Source organism: Mesorhizobium sp. B3-1-7, from assembly GCF_006439385.1.
In the GTDB taxonomy this organism is placed as follows: Bacteria; Pseudomonadota; Alphaproteobacteria; order Rhizobiales; family Rhizobiaceae; genus Mesorhizobium.
Map to the genome: position 1 here is coordinate 118,876 of NZ_VFTL01000002.1, position 17,378 is coordinate 136,253.

At 63.9% G+C, this 17,378-nt stretch carries 18 protein-coding genes; 13 read left to right on the plus strand and 5 right to left on the minus strand.

Translation table 11 applies throughout. The features are described from left to right. The first annotated feature begins 52 nt into the window (after positions 1 to 52). From FJ417_RS02400 to FJ417_RS02430, 7 genes are all read left to right on the plus strand, one after another. On the plus strand, positions 53 to 988 hold the full coding sequence (locus FJ417_RS02400) for a LysR substrate-binding domain-containing protein (RefSeq protein WP_140782347.1): 936 nt from the start codon (positions 53 to 55) through the stop codon (positions 986 to 988). Between the two features lie 99 nt (positions 989 to 1,087). Further along, complete coding sequence (gene uvrB / locus FJ417_RS02405; protein WP_140782348.1) at positions 1,088 to 4,222, plus strand: excinuclease ABC subunit UvrB; 3,135 nt, start codon at positions 1,088 to 1,090, stop codon at positions 4,220 to 4,222. A 353-nt stretch (positions 4,223 to 4,575) separates the two neighbouring features. Continuing rightward, positions 4,576 to 6,102, plus strand: coding sequence for an ABC-F family ATP-binding cassette domain-containing protein (locus FJ417_RS02410; RefSeq protein ID WP_140782431.1), 1,527 nt, complete (start codon positions 4,576 to 4,578; stop codon positions 6,100 to 6,102). A gap of 132 nt (positions 6,103 to 6,234) precedes the next feature. Continuing rightward, entirely contained in the window at positions 6,235 to 6,624 is a 390-nt protein-coding gene (locus FJ417_RS02415; protein WP_140647545.1) for a nuclear transport factor 2 family protein, read from the plus strand. Positions 6,625 to 6,715: 91 nt separating this feature from the next. After that, a complete protein-coding gene (locus FJ417_RS02420; protein ID WP_041012788.1) occupies positions 6,716 to 6,898 on the plus strand; it encodes a hypothetical protein in 183 nt (60 codons plus the stop codon). A gap of 145 nt (positions 6,899 to 7,043) precedes the next feature. Further along, positions 7,044 to 7,460: a glyoxalase/bleomycin resistance/extradiol dioxygenase family protein gene (locus tag FJ417_RS02425; protein WP_140647546.1), complete on the plus strand. Its 417-nt coding sequence runs from the start codon at positions 7,044 to 7,046 to the stop codon at positions 7,458 to 7,460. A 108-nt stretch (positions 7,461 to 7,568) separates the two neighbouring features. Further along, the gene (locus tag FJ417_RS02430) at positions 7,569 to 7,922 is read left to right on the plus strand and encodes a DUF1428 family protein (RefSeq protein WP_140782349.1); all 354 of its coding nucleotides are present in this window, start codon (positions 7,569 to 7,571) and stop codon (positions 7,920 to 7,922) included. A 55-nt stretch (positions 7,923 to 7,977) separates the two neighbouring features. Here FJ417_RS02430 and FJ417_RS02435 read toward each other — a convergent pair whose 3' ends face one another. After that, positions 7,978 to 9,612 (minus strand): tetratricopeptide repeat-containing sulfotransferase family protein, encoded by a 1,635-nt coding sequence (locus FJ417_RS02435; RefSeq protein WP_140782350.1) that lies wholly within the window; start codon positions 9,610 to 9,612, stop codon positions 7,978 to 7,980. A gap of 192 nt (positions 9,613 to 9,804) precedes the next feature. Beyond that, positions 9,805 to 10,206, minus strand: coding sequence for a Kazal-type serine protease inhibitor domain-containing protein (locus FJ417_RS02440; protein WP_140703884.1), 402 nt, complete (start codon positions 10,204 to 10,206; stop codon positions 9,805 to 9,807). Positions 10,207 to 10,655: 449 nt separating this feature from the next. Between FJ417_RS02440 and FJ417_RS02445 the strand changes: the two genes are divergently transcribed. The 3 genes from FJ417_RS02445 to FJ417_RS02455 all read left to right on the plus strand — a co-directional run bounded on the left by FJ417_RS02445 (position 10,656) and on the right by FJ417_RS02455 (position 12,002). Next, complete coding sequence (locus FJ417_RS02445) at positions 10,656 to 10,868, plus strand: cold-shock protein (RefSeq protein WP_006202520.1); 213 nt, start codon at positions 10,656 to 10,658, stop codon at positions 10,866 to 10,868. 238 nt (positions 10,869 to 11,106) lie between these two features. Further along, a complete protein-coding gene (locus FJ417_RS02450) occupies positions 11,107 to 11,319 on the plus strand; it encodes a cold-shock protein (RefSeq protein WP_006202521.1) in 213 nt (70 codons plus the stop codon). Between the two features lie 269 nt (positions 11,320 to 11,588). After that, positions 11,589 to 12,002 (plus strand): BA14K family protein, encoded by a 414-nt coding sequence (locus tag FJ417_RS02455; protein ID WP_140647550.1) that lies wholly within the window; start codon positions 11,589 to 11,591, stop codon positions 12,000 to 12,002. Positions 12,003 to 12,070: 68 nt separating this feature from the next. On the opposite strand, the gene FJ417_RS02460 is transcribed toward FJ417_RS02455, so the two are convergent. From FJ417_RS02460 to FJ417_RS02470, 3 genes are all read right to left on the minus strand, one after another. Beyond that, positions 12,071 to 12,712 carry an MBL fold metallo-hydrolase gene (locus FJ417_RS02460; RefSeq protein ID WP_140782351.1) on the minus strand — a complete coding sequence of 214 codons (642 nt, stop codon included), beginning with the start codon at positions 12,710 to 12,712 and terminating at the stop codon, positions 12,071 to 12,073. 254 nt (positions 12,713 to 12,966) lie between these two features. Further along, entirely contained in the window at positions 12,967 to 13,275 is a 309-nt protein-coding gene (locus FJ417_RS02465) for a hypothetical protein (RefSeq protein ID WP_140647552.1), read from the minus strand. Between the two features lie 146 nt (positions 13,276 to 13,421). Then, positions 13,422 to 14,315, minus strand: a complete 894-nt coding sequence (locus FJ417_RS02470) for a branched-chain amino acid aminotransferase (protein ID WP_140782352.1) — start codon at positions 14,313 to 14,315, stop codon at positions 13,422 to 13,424. 262 nt (positions 14,316 to 14,577) lie between these two features. Here FJ417_RS02470 and FJ417_RS02475 point away from each other — a divergent pair, with 262 nt between their 5' ends. From FJ417_RS02475 to FJ417_RS02485, 3 genes are read left to right on the plus strand one after another with little or no spacing between them, the layout of a single operon-like run. Continuing rightward, positions 14,578 to 15,105, plus strand: coding sequence for a MarR family transcriptional regulator (locus tag FJ417_RS02475; RefSeq protein ID WP_140647554.1), 528 nt, complete (start codon positions 14,578 to 14,580; stop codon positions 15,103 to 15,105). Continuing rightward, on the plus strand, positions 15,092 to 15,811 hold the full coding sequence (locus FJ417_RS02480) for a response regulator transcription factor (protein ID WP_095766537.1): 720 nt from the start codon (positions 15,092 to 15,094) through the stop codon (positions 15,809 to 15,811). Before FJ417_RS02475 ends, FJ417_RS02480 begins: the two co-directional genes overlap by 14 nt. A 50-nt stretch (positions 15,812 to 15,861) precedes the next feature. Continuing rightward, positions 15,862 to 17,277: an ATP-binding protein gene (locus tag FJ417_RS02485; RefSeq protein ID WP_140782353.1), complete on the plus strand. Its 1,416-nt coding sequence runs from the start codon at positions 15,862 to 15,864 to the stop codon at positions 17,275 to 17,277. The last annotated feature ends 101 nt before the right edge of the window (positions 17,278 to 17,378 follow it).

Sequence of the window (17,378 nt, forward strand, 5' to 3'; positions counted from 1 at the left end):
GCCCACATAGCAAACGAGTTTGTTTTCGCAGGTTTTGAGGTAAGCTCAATCCATGACGTTTCTTCGCCACCTCCCTTTGTCGGCTTTGCGGGCGCTCGCCGCCGCCGCGCGCACCGGCAGTCTCACGCGCGCCGCCGACGAGCTCGGTGTCACGCCGGGCGCCGTCGGCCATCAGTTGCGGCAGTTGGAGGATCGGCTTGGCGTCAAGCTGGTCAGGCGCGAGGGCAACGGCATCGCGCTCACGCGCATCGCCGAAGCGGCGCTGCCCGACATCGACCGCGGCTTCGACGCACTGGCGTCCGGGCTGCGGCGGCTGCGTTTCGAGCGCCGCGCCGATATGTTCACCGTCGCGGCCGATCCGTCCTTCGCCTCGCTTTGGCTGGCGCCGCGCCTTGGCAATGTCCGCGCGGCTCTCGGCAGGCTGGATGTGCGCGTCGTCGTGTCGATCGCGTTGGATTCGATGCTGGAGGAAGGCATCGACCTCGCCATCAGCTACCGCAACAGCTCGGCGAAATATCTCGCTTCGGCCGAGCTCTTCACCGAAAGGGTAGTCCCGGCCTGCGCCCCGGCGTTGATCGGGAACCGCTCCGACCGGGACGGCGCCGGGATGCTCGACCGCCTGCCTCTGCTGCATATCGATCAGACCATGGGCGACGACGTCTATCCCACATGGGAGAACTGGTTCACCGCCGCCGGCCGACAGCGCAAGAACATCGACCACGGACCGCGGTTCCCCTTGACCGTACTGGCCGCGCAGGCCGCGATCTCCGGGATGGGCGCGCTGCTCGCCAGCGAACTGGTACTGAGACAGCATTTCCGCTCCGGGCAGCTCGTCGAGATTGCCAGCGAGATTCCGGCATTGACCATCAGGCGTCGTCTGGTCTGGCCGGTGGACGGACCGAAGGCCCGCCGCGCCGCCGCCGTCGCCGCGGCGCTTGCCTCGACCGCGACATCGGACGCCAGCGATCTCCGGCTCACTACGTCATGACGCCTCTCCTGACAGCCTTCTGTCAGCAGCGTCCGCGCGCGGCCGGCGCCGTTTCACTCGGCTCTTTCCATTTGAACCGAGTCCACCCATATTCCGGTCATGGCCAGACATCCTGACAAGAAGACGCCTTCGCCGGCGCAAGATGACGCGCCGAAGCGGCGCAGTCCGCTGACGGAATTCCTCGATGCCGCCGAGCCGCTGAAGCCCGGTGGTTTTGGCGAGGCGCCACAGGCCGACTTTTCCGGCGCGCCGCTGACCGGCTCGATCTCCGATTGGGCCGGGCAGATCGAGCGCGAGGCGGAAAAGCAGCCGAAGGCGAAGGCCCCGAAGAAGATCCCCGAGCGCTCGTCGGCGCCCGGGCGCACGGCGCGCGGCACCTCGATGGGGGGTGCTGCGTCGGCGCGCGAGCGCACCGCGGCCGGCCTCAATCCGATCGCCGGCCTCGACGTCTCGCTGGAAGAAGCCGAGACGATGACGTCCAGTGGCGTCACCGCCACGGTGGCAGCACTGTCGGCACTGATCGAATCCGGCAATCCCCTGCACAAGGACGGCGTGCTTTGGACGCCGCACCGCCCCGAGCGCCCGGAAAAGTCCGAAGGCGGCATCGCCATCAAGATGGTTTCGGATTTCGAGCCGGCCGGCGACCAGCCGACGGCGATCAAGGATCTCGTCGAAGGCGTCGGCAGCAACGACCGCACCCAGGTGCTTCTCGGGGTGACCGGCTCGGGCAAGACCTTCACCATGGCCAAGGTGATCGAGGAAACGCAGCGTCCTGCCCTGATCCTGGCGCCCAACAAGACGCTGGCCGCGCAGCTCTATGCCGAGTTCAAGAAATTCTTCCCCGAAAACGCGGTCGAGTATTTCGTCTCCTACTACGACTATTACCAGCCGGAGGCCTATGTGCCCCGGACCGACACCTTCATCGAAAAGGAATCCTCGATCAACGAGCAGATCGACCGCATGCGCCATTCGGCGACGCGTTCGCTGCTCGAGCGCGACGACGTCATCATCGTCGCCTCGGTGTCCTGCATCTACGGTATCGGCTCGGTCGAGACCTATACGGCGATGACCTTCCAGATGCAGGTCGGCGACCGGCTCGACCAGCGCGCCCTGCTCGCCGATCTCGTCGCCCAGCAGTACAAGCGCCAGGACATCAATTTCGTCCGTGGCTCCTTCCGCGTGCGCGGCGACACCATCGAGATCTTCCCGGCCCACCTGGAAGACCGCGCCTGGCGCATCTCGATGTTCGGCGACGAGATCGAGGCCATCACCGAGTTCGACCCGCTGACCGGCCAAAAGACCGGCGAGCTGAAAAGCGTCAAGATCTACGCCAATTCGCACTATGTGACGCCGCGCCCGACCTTGAATCAAGCCATCAAGTCTATCAAGGAAGAGCTCAAGCTTCGCTTGCAAGAGCTTGAAAAGGCTGGCCGCCTGCTGGAGGCGCAGCGGCTGGAGCAGCGCACCCGCTTCGACCTGGAGATGCTTGAGGCGACCGGTTCCTGCGCCGGCATCGAGAATTATTCGCGCTATCTCACCGGACGCCAGCCGGGCGATCCGCCGCCAACCTTGTTCGAATATATTCCCGACAACGCGCTGGTCTTCATTGACGAGAGCCATGTCACCGTGCCGCAGATCGGCGGCATGTATCGCGGCGACTTCCGCCGCAAGGCGACGCTGGCCGAGTACGGTTTCCGCCTGCCCTCCTGCATGGACAACCGGCCGCTTCGCTTCGAAGAATGGGACGCCATGCGCCCGCTGTCGGTGGCGGTTTCGGCGACGCCGGGCGGTTGGGAGCTCGACCAGTCCGGCGGCGTCTTCGCCGAGCAGGTCATCCGCCCGACCGGCCTGATCGACCCGCCGGTCGAGGTGCGTCCGGCCAAGAGCCAGGTCGACGACGTCGTCGGCGAGATCCGCGACACGACCCGGGCCGGCTACCGCACGCTGGTCACCGTGCTGACCAAGCGCATGGCCGAGGATCTCACCGAATACCTGCATGAGAACGGCATCCGCGTCCGCTACATGCATTCCGATATCGACACGCTGGAGCGTATCGAGATCCTGCGCGATCTGCGCCTCGGCGCCTTCGACGTGCTGGTCGGCATCAACCTGTTGCGCGAAGGCCTCGACATTCCCGAATGCGGCTTCGTCGCCATTCTCGATGCCGACAAGGAAGGTTTCCTGCGTTCGGAAACCTCGCTGATCCAGACCATCGGCCGCGCCGCCCGTAACGTCGATGGCAAGGTCATCCTCTACGCCGACCAGATCACCGGCTCGATGGAGCGGGCGATGGCGGAGACCAATCGCCGCCGCGAGAAGCAGATGGAGTGGAACCTCGCCAACGGCATCACGCCGGAATCGGTCAAGTCGCGCATCGCCGACATCCTCGACTCGGTCTACGAGAAGGACCATGTCCGCGCCGACATCTCGCAGTTCACCGACGATGCCGGGGCGATGATCGGCAACAACCTCAAGACCCATCTCGAGGCGTTGGACAAGCAGATGCGCGATGCCGCCGCCAATCTCGACTTCGAGAAGGCGGCGCGCGTCCGCGACGAGATCAAGCGGCTGCGCGAGATGGAGCTCGCCATCTCCGACGATCCGCTGGCGCGCGAGGTGGAAAGCCAAAGTCCTGCATCGGGCCGCGAAAAGGGCAAGCACAACAAGGGCGTGGCCAAACATCGTACGGTCGAGGAACAGGAGCGGTTCCGCAAGCTCGATGAAGCGCGTGCCGCCGAGGAAGCGGCCAAAGCCGCCCGGCCCAACCTGTTCCGCAAGCCGCATCTCGACGAGATGGGCGCCGACGGTGCCGTGCCGGTGAAGAAGCCGCTTTTCGCCAAGCCGTCGATCGACGACATGGGCCCCGGCACCGACATGACGACCCCGGCCGGCGCCGTCTCGCGTTCGCTGTTCAAGAAGCAGAGCGCGCAGGAAGCGCATGGTTCCGATTTCGGTATTCCCGGCGACCGCAGCAAACCGCTGTTCCGCAAGAACTCGCTTGACGAGATGACGGTGCGCCGCACCGAGAAGCCCGTCGAGGGCAAGAAGCCGGCTAAGCCGCAGCCGATCTCCCCCCCTGGGGGCGAGATGTCCGGCAGGACAGAGGGGGGCGCGAAGGAACGCGACGACAAACCCATCGTCCGCCAGCGCGCCGGCATCGGCTCCTACGAGGATCCAGCCGACGAGCGCCGCCAGAAACGCCGGCCGGGCAAGACTGGTCGGCCGGGGCAGTAGCGCCTTTTCCTTCTCCGCTTGTGGGAGACGGCCCACTTGCCCTCACCCTCGCCTTTGATGTAGTCGCTCAGCATACTCGAACATCTGGAAAGGAGGGCTGCGTGAATTACTATCACCATCGTCAGCGTGGCCCGATTTGTGCCCTGCGAGCTTGCTTGCAGGGCTGACCAGGACGGTCCGGGTTTTCCCGCTTCGATTTTTGGTCTGCCCTTCGTGATGCCGCTGAGCGTGGCCTGATGGCCCGCCGGCGCACCGTCAAAGTGCATTGAGCCGCTAGAGCATGATCCCGAAAATGGGAACCGTTTTTCGGGATCATGCTCCAACAAAGTGTCGGCAAGACCAGAGATATCGACATGGCCCTGATCAGCCTCAAATCCCTCGGCGTCACCATGAGTGCGCCGCTTTTTTCCAATCTCGACCTCATCATCGGCGCCGGCGACCGGCTCGGCATCGTCGCGGCCAATGGCCGTGGCAAATCCACCTTGCTCAAATGCCTGGCCGGCAAATTCGAAGCCACCACCGGCGACATCACCCGCTCGCGCGGCTTGCGCGTCGGCCATGTCGAGCAATCCGTCCCCGACGCGCTGCTCGACCGCAGCTTCCATGACGCCGTCGCCGATGCCTTGCCGCCCGAACAGCGCGACAGCGAGCTCTGGCGCGTTGACGTGGTGCTGGATTCGCTCGACGTGCCGGAGGACATGCGCGAGCGGAGAATGCGCGCCTTGAGCGGCGGCTGGCAGCGGCTGGCGCTGATCGCGCGCGTCTGGGTCACCGATCCGGACGTGCTCCTGCTCGACGAGCCAACCAATCATCTCGACCTTGCCAGGATCAGCCAACTCGAGACATGGCTCAACGCGTTGCCCCGCGAGGTGCCGGTGATCATCGCCAGCCACGACCGCGCCTTCCTCGACGCCACCACCAACCGCACACTGTTCCTGCGTCCGGAGGACTCACCGGTGTTCGCCTTGCCGTATTCGCGCGCCAGGCAGGCCCTCGACGACGTCGATGCGGCGACGGCGCGGAAGTTCGAGCGCGACATGAAAACTGCCCAGCAGCTGCGCAAGCAGGCCGCCAAGCTGAACAATATCGGCATCAATTCCGGCAGCGACCTTTTGACGGTGAAGACCAGGCAGCTCAAGGAGCGGGCGGAGAAGCTGGAAGATGCGGCGGTGGCGGCTCACCGCGAACGCTCGGCCGGCGCAATCCGGCTCGCCAACCGCGGCACCCACGCCAAGGTGCTGATCACGCTCGAGGACGCGGCGGTCGAAACCCCTGACGGCACGCTGCTGTTCAGGACCGGCAAGCGCCATATCTGCCAAGACGATCGCATCGTGCTGCTCGGCCGAAACGGCGTCGGTAAGACGCGCTTCATCGCGATGATCCGCGACGCCGTCGCCGAGCCAGGTTCGGTCGCGAACGTCAAGGTGACGCCCTCGACCGCGCTCGGCTACAGCGATCAGGCGTTGTCGGGCATCGATGGCGACGACACGCCGCTGGCGATGCTCTCGCGCCGCTTCGATGTCGGCGAGCAGCGCGCCCGTTCTCTGCTCGCCGGCGCCGGCATCGCCATCGAAATGCAGGAGCGGAAGATCGGCCTTCTGTCCGGCGGACAGAAGTCGAGACTGATGATGCTGGTACTGCGGCTCATCCATCCCAATTTCTATCTGCTCGACGAGCCGACCAACCACCTCGATATCGACGGTCAGGAAGCGTTGGAGGACGAATTGCTGAAGCATCAGGCGAGCTGCCTGCTTGCCTCGCATGACCGCTCCTTCATCCGCGCCGTCGGCAACCGCTTCTGGCTGATCGACAGGCGGCGGCTGACCGAAGTCGACGACCCGGAAGCGTTCTTCCGCTCCGTCGCCGAAACGCCGAACTGAGAGACGATACATCTGCCGGGCCGGCATTCGAAGCAACGCCGGCCCGGCAGGCTTTGCTGCCGGCCCGGCAATACTTTTCCATCTGCTAAAAAAGGAGCATCTTGAATTGCTCAGCCATGGAGGGAACGGGCCATGCGTGCAGTGGAAATCGTCAGCAATCTCTACAAAGCCTATGCGGACCGCGACATCGAGGGCGCCCTCGCCCATTGCGCCGAGGATGTCGTATTCCGCTGGATTGCCGATCCCCGGCAATCGCGTCATGCCGGCACCGCGCATGGCAAGCAGGAATTCCTCGCCAGGCTCCTGGCGCTCGACGATGACTTCGAATACCGGCACTTCGTCCCGGTCGAGATCATCGACGGCGGCGACAAGGTCGCCGCGCAGGTCGAGATCTACATGACACGCCGCGCCACCGGCGAGGAGTTCATCATGCGCACCGCCAATTTCTGGACGGTGCGCGACGGCGAGATCATCGAGATGGTGGAATATTACGACACCGCGCTGGCGGCGTCGGTGTTCTGAAAAGATTGAGGCGATCTGTCGGATCGCCTGTTGCCGCCTCGTCCTTGGGATGCCGACACGGTGATGCCGGCATCAACCAGGGAGACCCAACATGTCGGTACTGTCATCCATCGGCCGCCTCGCCAACCGGTATGCCGCGGCGCGTGCCCGTCATCGCAGCGAGCGCATCCTGCTTTCGCTGCCCGCCGAGTTGCGCAAGGACATCGGCTTTCCGGAGATTTTCGAAACGCGGGAAAGCCGCCGTGCCGCCACCTTCTCGGCGAAGGTCATATAAAGTGGCATATCCAATGCGATTGTTCTCCGGTCGCCCCGGCTGCCGGGAACCGGCCCTTTAAGAAATTTTCGAGAGGCATGTAGGATCGCCGCCGGTTCGTCCGTCCTTGGGTGGCCAGATCAACCCCGTGAAGAGGAACACGAGAATGAACGACCAGACCCCGCCCCGCGCCAAGGTCCTTGGCGGATTGACCCCCTACCTGCAGGTCGACGGCGCCATCAAGGCCGCCGAATTCTACAAGAAGGCTTTCGGCGCGGAGGAAGTGTTCGCCTATCCGCCGGACGACAAGGGCCGCACCATGCACATCCATCTCTACGTCAACGGCTCGACGCTGATGCTGGGCGATGCCTATCCCGAGCACGGCCATCCGCACCAGGCGGCGCAGGGCTACACGCTGCAGCTCCATCTCGGCGGCGACGATATCGATGCCTGGTGGAAGCGCGCGGTCGATGCCGGCTGCGAAGTCGTCACCCCGCTGCAGGTGATGTTCTGGGGCGACCGCTGGGGCCAGGTGAAAGACCCCTTCGGCGTCGCCTGGGCGATGAACGCGCCGGTGAAGTGATTTCCTGGCGAGCAGCGGCGCCCGCCAATGGCGGGCATGTCGCGCTCACTCGCGCCGGGTCGCACCCCCGCCGGCCCGGCGCCTGATTTCAGCAAAGAGGAGTCCACCATGTCCTATGTCGATGGCTTCGTGCTCGCCGTGCCGAAGGCAAATCTCGATGCGTACAAGAAAATGGCTGCGAACGCCGGCGCCGTCTGGAAGGAGCATGGCGCGCTCGCCTACGTCGAATGCGTCGGCGACGACGTGCCCTATGGCGAGCTGACCTCGTTCCCGCGCGCCGTGCAGGCGAAGGACGAGGAGATCGTCATCTTCGCCTGGGTCGTCTACGAGTCCAGACAGAGCCGCGACGCGGTCATGGCCAAGGTGATGGCCGACGAGCGCCTCAAGATGGACTGGTCTGCCATGCCGTTCGACGGCAAGCGCATGATCTTCGGCGGCTTCCAGCCGTTCGTGGAGCTTTGAGGAACTCGGCCCTTCGCTTCGTCATCCTATGACGAAGCCGAGAGGCTTCGCCCTGCTACGCTAGCTTATCCAGCAGCGGCTTCAGCCGGTCCCCATAACGCTTCCACAGATCGACCGAGCCCTGATACATCGGCTGGCGCACCTGCGCCGCCGATGCTGTACGCACCGGCCGGTCCGTCTCGTGGAACGACAGGACCTTGTCGTCCCAAGGCAGGCCGAGATACGCCATCAGCGCCCGCGTCTGCCCTTCCTGGTCGGCGACGAAATCCTCGTAGCGCACATCGTGCACGACGCCCGGCAGCACCTTGTGCCAGTGCGCCATGATGTCGGTGTAGAGGTTGTGGAAATCGGCGAGCTCGCCGAGATCATAGCCGTAGCGATGGCTGTCGCCGCGGAAATGCACCTTGAAGATCGACAGGCACGTGGCCGCGGCGTCGCGCGCGCAATGGACGATCTTGGCCTTCGGCAGCATCATGTGCAGGAAGCCGACCAGAAGGAAGTTGCCCGGCATCTTGTCGGTGACATGGCGGTACCCCGGATAGCGGGTATGCAGCATGTCGAGATAGGCCTGGCCGGCTTCGGCGAACGCCTTGCCGGGCATGTCGGCGATACCGGCCGGGAAGCCGCCCGGCATGTTCATCGGAAACTGCTTGCCGACGGCCGTCTTCAGGATGTTCAACTCGCCGGCGCCAAGGACCTGCGGGTGGCTGGCGATGATCTGCTCGACCAGCGTGGTGCCGGAACGCGGCATGCCGACGACGAAGATCGGCGTGTCGTCGGAAATGCCGCTTGGCTTGTGCTTCTCGAAGAAGACCGTGTCGAAGGCCGCCTTCATCGCCTCGAATTCGCCGCGCGTGCGCGCGGGGTCGTAGTCGATCGCCTTGCGGCGGATGGCATTGCCCTCGGCGAAATAGTCGAAAGCGCGGCCATAGTCCTTGAGGTCGTCGTTGACCTTGCCCAGGCCGAAGGAGAGCTGCATGCGCGCGAGGCTGCCCTGCGGCGCCTTGGCGTGCTCGGCCTCCATTCCGGAAAGCTCCTTGTCGCGCTCGGTCTGGCGCTTGACCTGCGTGAGCAGCAGCCAGGCCCTGGCCATGTTCGGGGCGATCGCCAGCGCCTGGCGGGCGAGATCGGTTGCCTCGTCGAGCTTGCCCTTCTCCATCATCGCGACGCCCAGCCCGTAGAGCAGCTCGGCGTCCTTGGGCCGGATCGACAGCGCCTCGCGGAACAGCTTGATCGCCTCGTCCAACCGCCCGGCTTCCTGCAGCGTTTCGGCGAGACCGACACGCGCGCGGACATGGAACGGATTGCGGCCGATTGTGCCGCGATAGATCTCCTCGGCGGCGTCGAACTGCCCGAGCTGCGTCAACGACGAACCGAGATTGTCGCGCGCGGCCAGTTGGTCGGGCCGGATATCGACCGCGCCGCGGAAGAAATCGATCGCGGCGGCGACGCGCCCGAGGTCACGCATGACCGTGCCCATATTGTTGAGGAAGTCGGCATTCTCGGGTTGCAGCGTCACCGACTGCTCGATGAGATCAAGCCCTTCCTCGCTCCTGCCGGTCTGGTGCAGCAGCAATCCGAGGAAATGCAGCGCGGCGGCATGGTTCGGCTGCTGCCCCAGGACCTGCCGGTAGAGCGCCTCGGCCTCCTGGCGGCGCCCCGCCTGATGCAGTTGCAGCGCCTTTTGCACATACGGGTCGAGCGGGCTGGCCGAGCCACTTGGCCTGCCGCCGGCGTTTGCCGCTCTTCTGTGATCTTTGCTAATGGGAAACCTGCCGTATTTGTTGGTCCGCCGGACCTAAGCCATGCGGGCAAGAGATTCAAGACAAAGCGTCAGCGCGCGTCGCGGTGTCCATTTGCGCGGATGGACACCGCGGTTTTCTCAGCACGGCCCGTCGCCGACGATGCGATAGTCCGCCGCGCGGGCCTCGCATGCGTTCGGGAAGGTGCGCACTTGCCCATGTCGCCTGGCGCAGACCGGCGCGTATTCGCGCGTGCAGAACGTCTGCTCCCCGCCGCCACCGCCTCCACCACCACCATCGCGGCAAGGACCGTCGCGCACGATGCGGTAGCCTTCCCTTTCGGCCAGGCAGGCATTGGCGAAGGTCTGGCGGTCGCCGCCGCGCCGCGCGCAGACCGGTTCGTATTGCATGGTGCAGAGCTGCGGATGTGGCCGGGGCGGCCGCGGGCGCGGCCCATCGTCGACGACGACGGTACAGGCTGCCAGCAGCGCGGACAGCATGAAAATGACGACGCCTTGCCGCCAGACCGCAAGAAACCGCATATGTCCCTCCTCCATCCCGACGCGTGATGCCGGCTCGCGATATCCTCGCATCCCGCGCGGTAAACGCAACCATCGTTTGTGGAGCGCACGACCCATGGTCGCCACCCTCATGCTGGCCCATGCTTGGCCCGTCTCTGGCCGATGACCGGTGATGAGGCCGGGTCTATCGAGGCCCCAGCGTTGGACGCGCCGCGGGCCGCCCGCGAGCGTCGTCTTGCAAGCATCACGTTTCCGTGTAATAAAAATCATGTTCGGGCATTTGCGACCCGGAGAGCGGAACGTTTTGGACGACCTTTCCCCGATAAGTGTGAATCTCTGACAACCCCGTTTTTCGGCGGGGGGTTTGACCATGCGCGAATGCATGACCGCCGAAGCAACCACCGGGATTTGCCCGAGGCGCGAGGCAGCGGGCGAACCACAAGACTGACACGGGTGAAGGAGTTTCCCCAATGGCCCAGACCGGTACCGTAAAGTTCTTCAATGCCACCAAAGGCTTCGGCTTCATCACGCCGGATGGTGGCGCCAAGGACGTGTTCGTCCACATTTCCGCGATCGAGGCCTCAGGCCTGCGCACGCTGGTCGACGGTCAGAAGGTCACCTTCGACGTCGAGCCGGACCGCATGGGCAAGGGCCCGAAGGCGGTCAACCTGCGCGCCGCCTGATCCCCGCAACAGCCTTATCCTTGCGGATGCAATGGTGCGGCAGGATCATGAACCGGCTTCTGCACAGGCCTGAAATTGCGAAGGCGCGACCGAGACGGTCGCGCCTTTTTTGCGCGCAAATGCTTGGATCGGCAGGCGAAAACTTTCTCTTGCCGATAGCGCTAAAATAAAGGACAAATTTCCTCTCGGGCAGTTTGCCGGCCCGAGACTTGACTTGATGGGATCAAAGGAGTTTCCCATGCCGCAGACCGGCACCGTCAAATTCTTCAACCATGCCAAGGGCTTCGGCTTCATCACGCCCGATGATGGCGCGAAGGATGTCTTCGTCCATATCTCGGCTGTGCAGGCGTCGGGCCTTCCCGGTCTTGAGGATGGGCAGAAAGTGACATTCGACACCGAGCCGGACAAGCGCGGCAAGGGTCCGAAGGCCGTCAATCTGTCGATCGGCTAAGCCGGCCCACGACGGATCCGACGGAGGCCTTTCAGGCGGGACCGCTCCCGCCCGGAATGGATCGTGCCCAGGCCCGGAAAGTCACCCCGGCTTCAAAAAAATCGCCCAGGCTCCAAAAGTCGCCCGGGCTTGAAAATCGGCAAGCCACGAAAAATCGTTTGCGCCGACTTCCGTTCAGCCTCCGTTCAGCCACGGTCTTCTATTAACCTTGCTAAAGCCGGTCCGTATCCCCCGAAAAAATGCGCGGGCCGGCGCGAAGGAGACCGAAAATGAATAGCTTTCTCAAGACCGCCATCCTGAGCGTTGGCATTGCCGCGACCACCTTGGCCACTTTCTCGGCGGCCAATGCCGACGACTGGCGCTGGCACCATCATCGCAGTCACGGCGGTGACGCCCTCGCCGCCGGCGTTGTCGGCCTCGCGGCGGGCGCCCTGATCGGCAGCGCGCTCAGCAACCCTGGGCCGCGCTATTACGATCCGGCCTATGATGATGGCTATTATGTCGACCGGCCGGTGCGTCGCTACTACGTGCAGCAGCCGCGTGTCGTCTATGCCGACCGCTACGCCGAACCGTGGACCCGCGGCTGGTACGAGTATTGCTCGGATCGCTACCGCAGCTTCAATTCGCGCACCGGCACCTTCACCGGCAATGATGGCGCCCAGCATTTCTGCGTTGCCAATTAAGAAAACCCAGGGTTCCCTGCCCGGGCAAAAGCGCCGCCTCCAGCGGCGCTTTTTCTTTGCCTGTGGGGTCAGGTCAGAAACGGATTGGTCCGCCGCTCGTCGCCAAAGCGGCTGCCCGGGCCATGGCCGCAGATGAAACCGATGTCATCGCCAAGCGGCAGAAGCTTGTCCTTGATCGAGGCGATCAGCGCGGCGTGATCGCCGCCGGGCAGATCGGTTCGCCCGATCGAGCCCCGGAACAGCACGTCGCCGACATGCGCGAACTTGGCCGCCCGGTTGTAGTAGACGACATGGCCCGGCGCATGCCCCGGGCAATGCAGCACCTCGAACCGATGGCCGCCGAAGGACACGACCTCGCCTTCGGTCAGAAAACGGTCCGGCACGCAATTGCGCACCGGGTCGGTGAGGCCGAAGCGCTTGGCCTGGTTCTCGAGATTGGCAAGCAGTGGCTTGTCGGCCTCGTGGGGGCCGATGATGTCGATGCCGAGCGCATCCTTCAGTTCCATCGCGCCGCCGGCGTGGTCGATATGGCCGTGCGTGATCCAGATCGCGCCGGCGGTGATGGCATTGTCCTTCAGCACCGACAGTATTTTGTCGACATCGCCGCCGGGATCGACGACGACGCCGTTCCTGTCGTCCATGTCGAACAGGATGGTGCAGTTCTGCTGGAAGGGCGTGACCGGCACGATGCTGGCATTGAGCTGACCCATGGCTTTCCTTCCCCACGGCTTTCCTTCGAAGTGTCGCCTGATGTAGACAGCCCGGCGAACCTCGTCCACCATTGTCCGAACTTCGGGAGGAAATGCGCGGCCGAGGCGGCCGCCGGCCATGCTCCAAAACGAATGGGCGGCCGAGGCCGCCGGCCATGTTCCCAAAAGGAATGGGCGGCCGAGGCCGCCGGCCATGTTCCCAAAAGGAATGGGCGGCCAAGGCCGCCCATGGCAAAGGTCCGAAAGAACCGGACCTATTTCTTCATCGCATTCATGACCGCGCCGATGATGCCGGTCAGGATCGCGCCACCACCAACACCGCCGAGGAGGTTCTTCAGATCGAGCGCGCTGCCGATGCCTCCCGCCGCCGCTGCCGCGTCAACGCCACCGCCGCCGAGCAAACTGCCGAGAATGGCCGCGCCGCCGACGCCGCCGATCGCACCGCCGAGGATTTTGGTGACTTGGCCCATCGCCGCCTGCTTCAACGCCGCGCCAACCGCCTGGCCACCGATAACGCCGGCAATTACCTGTACAACGATCTGAATAATCGTGTTGCTGTCCATGTAACTAGTCCCTCCATAGCCGCCAGCCTCCTCGGGCCGACGCCATCATGAGACGCCGAATTGTTTGAAAGTCAAATGCGCGTGCGCTTAAATAAAAGGGGCGGCTCGAAAACCGCCCCTATTGCACAAAAAAGCTGTGACTATCGCTATTCTGCAGCGATTGCGTGCTTCGGCTGCACCGCGGCGGAATAGTCATTCATCAACGTCTTGGCGATCTCGCCGACCTCGAATCGGTATGGACCGATCTCGGAAACCGGCGTGACCTCGGCGGCGGTGCCGGTGAGGAAGCACTGCTCGAAACCTTCGAGTTCCTCCGGCATGATGACGCGCTCGATCAATTCGAAATCGCGGTCCTTCGCCAGGCCGATCACCGTGCGGCGGGTTATGCCATCGAGGAAGCAGTCGGGCGTGGGCGTATGGATCTTGCCGTCCTTGACGAAGAAGATGTTGGCGCCGGTGGCTTCCGCCACCTGGCCGCGCCAATCGAGCATCATGGCGTCGGCGTAGCCCTTGGCCTCGGCGGCGTGCTTGGACAGCGTGCAGATCATGTAGAGGCCCGCGGCCTTCGACTTGGACGGCGCGGTGCGCGGATCCGGCCGGCGCCATTCGGCGACATCGAGGCGGATGCCCTTGAGCTTCTGCGCGGGGTCGAAATAGCTCGGCCACTGCCAGATGGCGATGGCGCAGTTGATACGGTTGTTCTGCGCCGAAACGCCCATCTGCTCGCTGCCGCGCCAGGCGATCGGGCGCACATAGGCGTCCTGGAAACCCTGTTTCTTCAACAGCGTGCGGCAGGCCTCGTCGATCTCGGCGACCGGATAGGGAATCTTGAAGCCGAGCAGGCGCGCCGATTCATGCAGGCGCTCATTGTGTTCGGTCAGCTTGAAGATCTGGCCGCCATAGGCGCGCTCGCCCTCGAAGACGGCGCTGGCATAGTGCAGGCCATGGGTCAGCACATGGATCTTGGCGTCGGCCCATTTGACGAACTCGCCGTTCATCCAGATGAAGCCGTCCAATTGATCGAAGGGAACGGATGCCATGGAAACCTCCCGCGGGCGAGTGCCCGCAAATCGTTGTATTTTAAAGCCTTTCGTACCGGCCCCGCCACAGGATCCGAAAGACTGGCCAATGCTTGAAAGCGTAGGCGGATATTCAATCCGTGGCAAACTCAGGAAGTTCCAGAAAAACGGCTTCCCCTTGCCTTTTCGTTCGCAATCCGCCGAAAAGCTTGTCAAAAATTATCATTGTTCGGAAATTACGTCAATAGTACTGACATAATTCCCCGCCTCGCATGGAGAAATGATGACGAGCCCCGCAGCCGGTAAACCGATCAGGACGGCGATCGCCGATGAGGACGGCATCGACTTCGCTATCATCGAACTGTTTTTCTTCGCCTATCGCGATTTCACCTCCGATCCGGACCAGATCCTGGCCGATTACGGCTTCGGCCGCGCCCATCATCGCGTGCTGCACTTCGTCAACCGCAGGCCGGGCCTCACCGTCGCCGAACTGCTCGACGTGCTGAAGATCACCAAGCAGAGCCTCGCGCGGGTTTTGAAGCAGTTGATCGACACCGACCATATCGTCCAGGTGCAGGGTCCGCGCGACCGCCGGCAGCGCGAGCTCTATCCGACCGCCAAGGGTCGCGCCTTGGCCTTGGCGCTGGCACGGCCACAGTCACGCCGCATCCGTGCGGCATTGGAGGATTCCGGAACCACCGAACGCGCCACGATCGAGCGTTTCCTGGAAGCGATGGTCAATCCGGAACTAAGAGCGCAGATCGACATTGTGCCTGCGCAAACATCGGGGAAGAACCATGGAGACCATTGAGAAGGTTGATCATCCGTCAGCGCCCGACGATGACGCGCCGCATCTCCTGGTCGTCGACGACGACACGCGTATCCGCAACCTGCTCAAGCAGTATCTGTCCGAGAACGGTTTTCGCGTCACCGTGGCCGGCAATTCCGGCGAGGCCAGGCGCAAGCTCGCCGGCCTCGACTTCGACCTTCTGGTGCTCGACGTGATGATGCCGGGCGAGACCGGCGTCGACCTCACCAAGGCGCTGCGGGCCGAGAAGAACGTGCCGATCCTGATGCTGACGGCGCTGTCCGAGACCGACAGCCGCATCACCGGGCTGGAAGCCGGCGCCGATGACTACTTGCCGAAACCGTTCGATCCGCGCGAGCTGATCCTGCGCATCAACAACATCCTGCGCCGTGGCGGCCCGGCGGCGACGCCGAAGGTGGAGCAGCTGGTGTTCGGGCCCTACACGTTCCAGATCGCCAAGCGCGAATTGAAGCGCGGCGGCGAGGCGCTTAAGCTGACCGACCGCGAGCAGGAGATCCTCGCGATCTTCGCTGCGCGGGCGGGCGAGACCATACCGCGCCATGAGCTGGTGGGCGATGAATCGGATGTCGGCGAGCGCACCATTGACGTGCAGATCAACCGGCTGCGCCGCAAGATCGAGCGCGATCCGTCCAATCCGGTGTGGCTGCAGACGGTGCGCGGTATTGGGTATCGGCTCAGCGTCGAATAAGCTACCGTCGAAGGCCCTTTGCTGAACGGCCATCGACGAGCGGAAGGCGAATGGCGACCACGCAACTGGACAAGCCGAAAGGAAGCGGTCTCGGCGATCTCGCATTGCGGACGCTGAGGGCGATGCCGCGCGCCTGGAACCGGTTCTGGCGCCTGGTCGCGCTCTATATGCCGAAGCGGCTTTACGCCCGCTCGCTGATCATCGTGATCGCGCCGATGATCCTGCTGCAGTCGGTTGTCGCCTTCGTCTTCATGGAGCGCCATTGGCAGACGGTCACGCAGCGCCTGTCGCAGGCGACTATCTCGGACATAGCGGCCGTCATCGACATGATGGAGACCTATCCGCACGACGCCGATTACGCCAACATCATCCGCATCGCCCAGGACCGCATGCAGTTGAAGGTGGATCTGCTGCCGCCAGATCCGCTGCCGCCGCCCGGCCCGAAACCGTTCTTCTCGATCCTCGACGAGGCCTTGTCGTCGGAGATCACGAAGCAGATCAACCGCCCGTTCTGGATCGACACGGTCGGAAACTCCAACGTCGTCGAGGTTCGCGTCCAGCTTGAAGGCAAGGTGCTGCGCGTCTTCGTGCGGCGCAGCCAGGCTTATGCCTCCAACACCCACATCTTCCTGATCTGGATGGTCGGCACCTCGCTGGTGCTGTTGATGATCGCCATCCCCTTCCTGCGCAATCAGATCAGGCCGATCCTGACGCTCGCCGAGGCCGCCGAGAGTTTCGGCAAGGGTCGGCCGATGCCGCGCGATTTCCGCCCGCGCGGCGCCGAGGAAGTCCGTCGCGCCGGCTTCGCCTTCATCCAGATGCGTGAGCGCATCGAGCGCCAGATCGAGCAGCGCACCGCGATGCTGACCGGCGTCAGCCACGACCTCAGGACCATCCTCACCCGCTTCAAGCTGCAACTGGCGCTGGCCGGCGGCAAATCCGAGACCAAGGCGGCGCTGAACCAGGACATCGACGACATGCAATCGATGCTGGAGGGTTATCTTTCCTTTGCCCGCGGCGAGGGGGCGGAGGACACCGGCCGTTTCGATCTCGAAACCTATTTCCAGAAACTCGGCGAGGAAGCCCAATTGCGCGGCTGCAAGCTCACGACGACGCTGACCGGCGATCCGACGGTGCATGTGCGGCCGAACGCCTTTGCCCGTTTGCTGTCGAACGTCATCGGCAATGCCTTCCGCTATGCCAAGACCGTCGAGGTCCACGCCAATCACGGCCGCGGCTCGCTCACCGTCACCATCGACGACAACGGCCCCGGCATCGCGCCCGACAAGCGCGAAGAGGTTTTCAAGCCTTTCCTGCGGCTCGACGAGGCGCGCAACCTAGACGCCAGCGGCACCGGACTTGGCCTGTCGATCGCCCGCGACATCGCCCGCAGCCACGGCGGCGACATCAGTCTCGAGGACAGCCCGCTCGGCGGCCTGCGCGCCGTCATCAAGGTTCCTGCCTAGCCCGAGCATGATCCCGAAAAGTGAAAGCCGGTTTTCGGATAAGATCATGCTCGATCAAAAAAGCAGCTTCATCCGCCCGTCATGAAATCATGGTCAAGAGC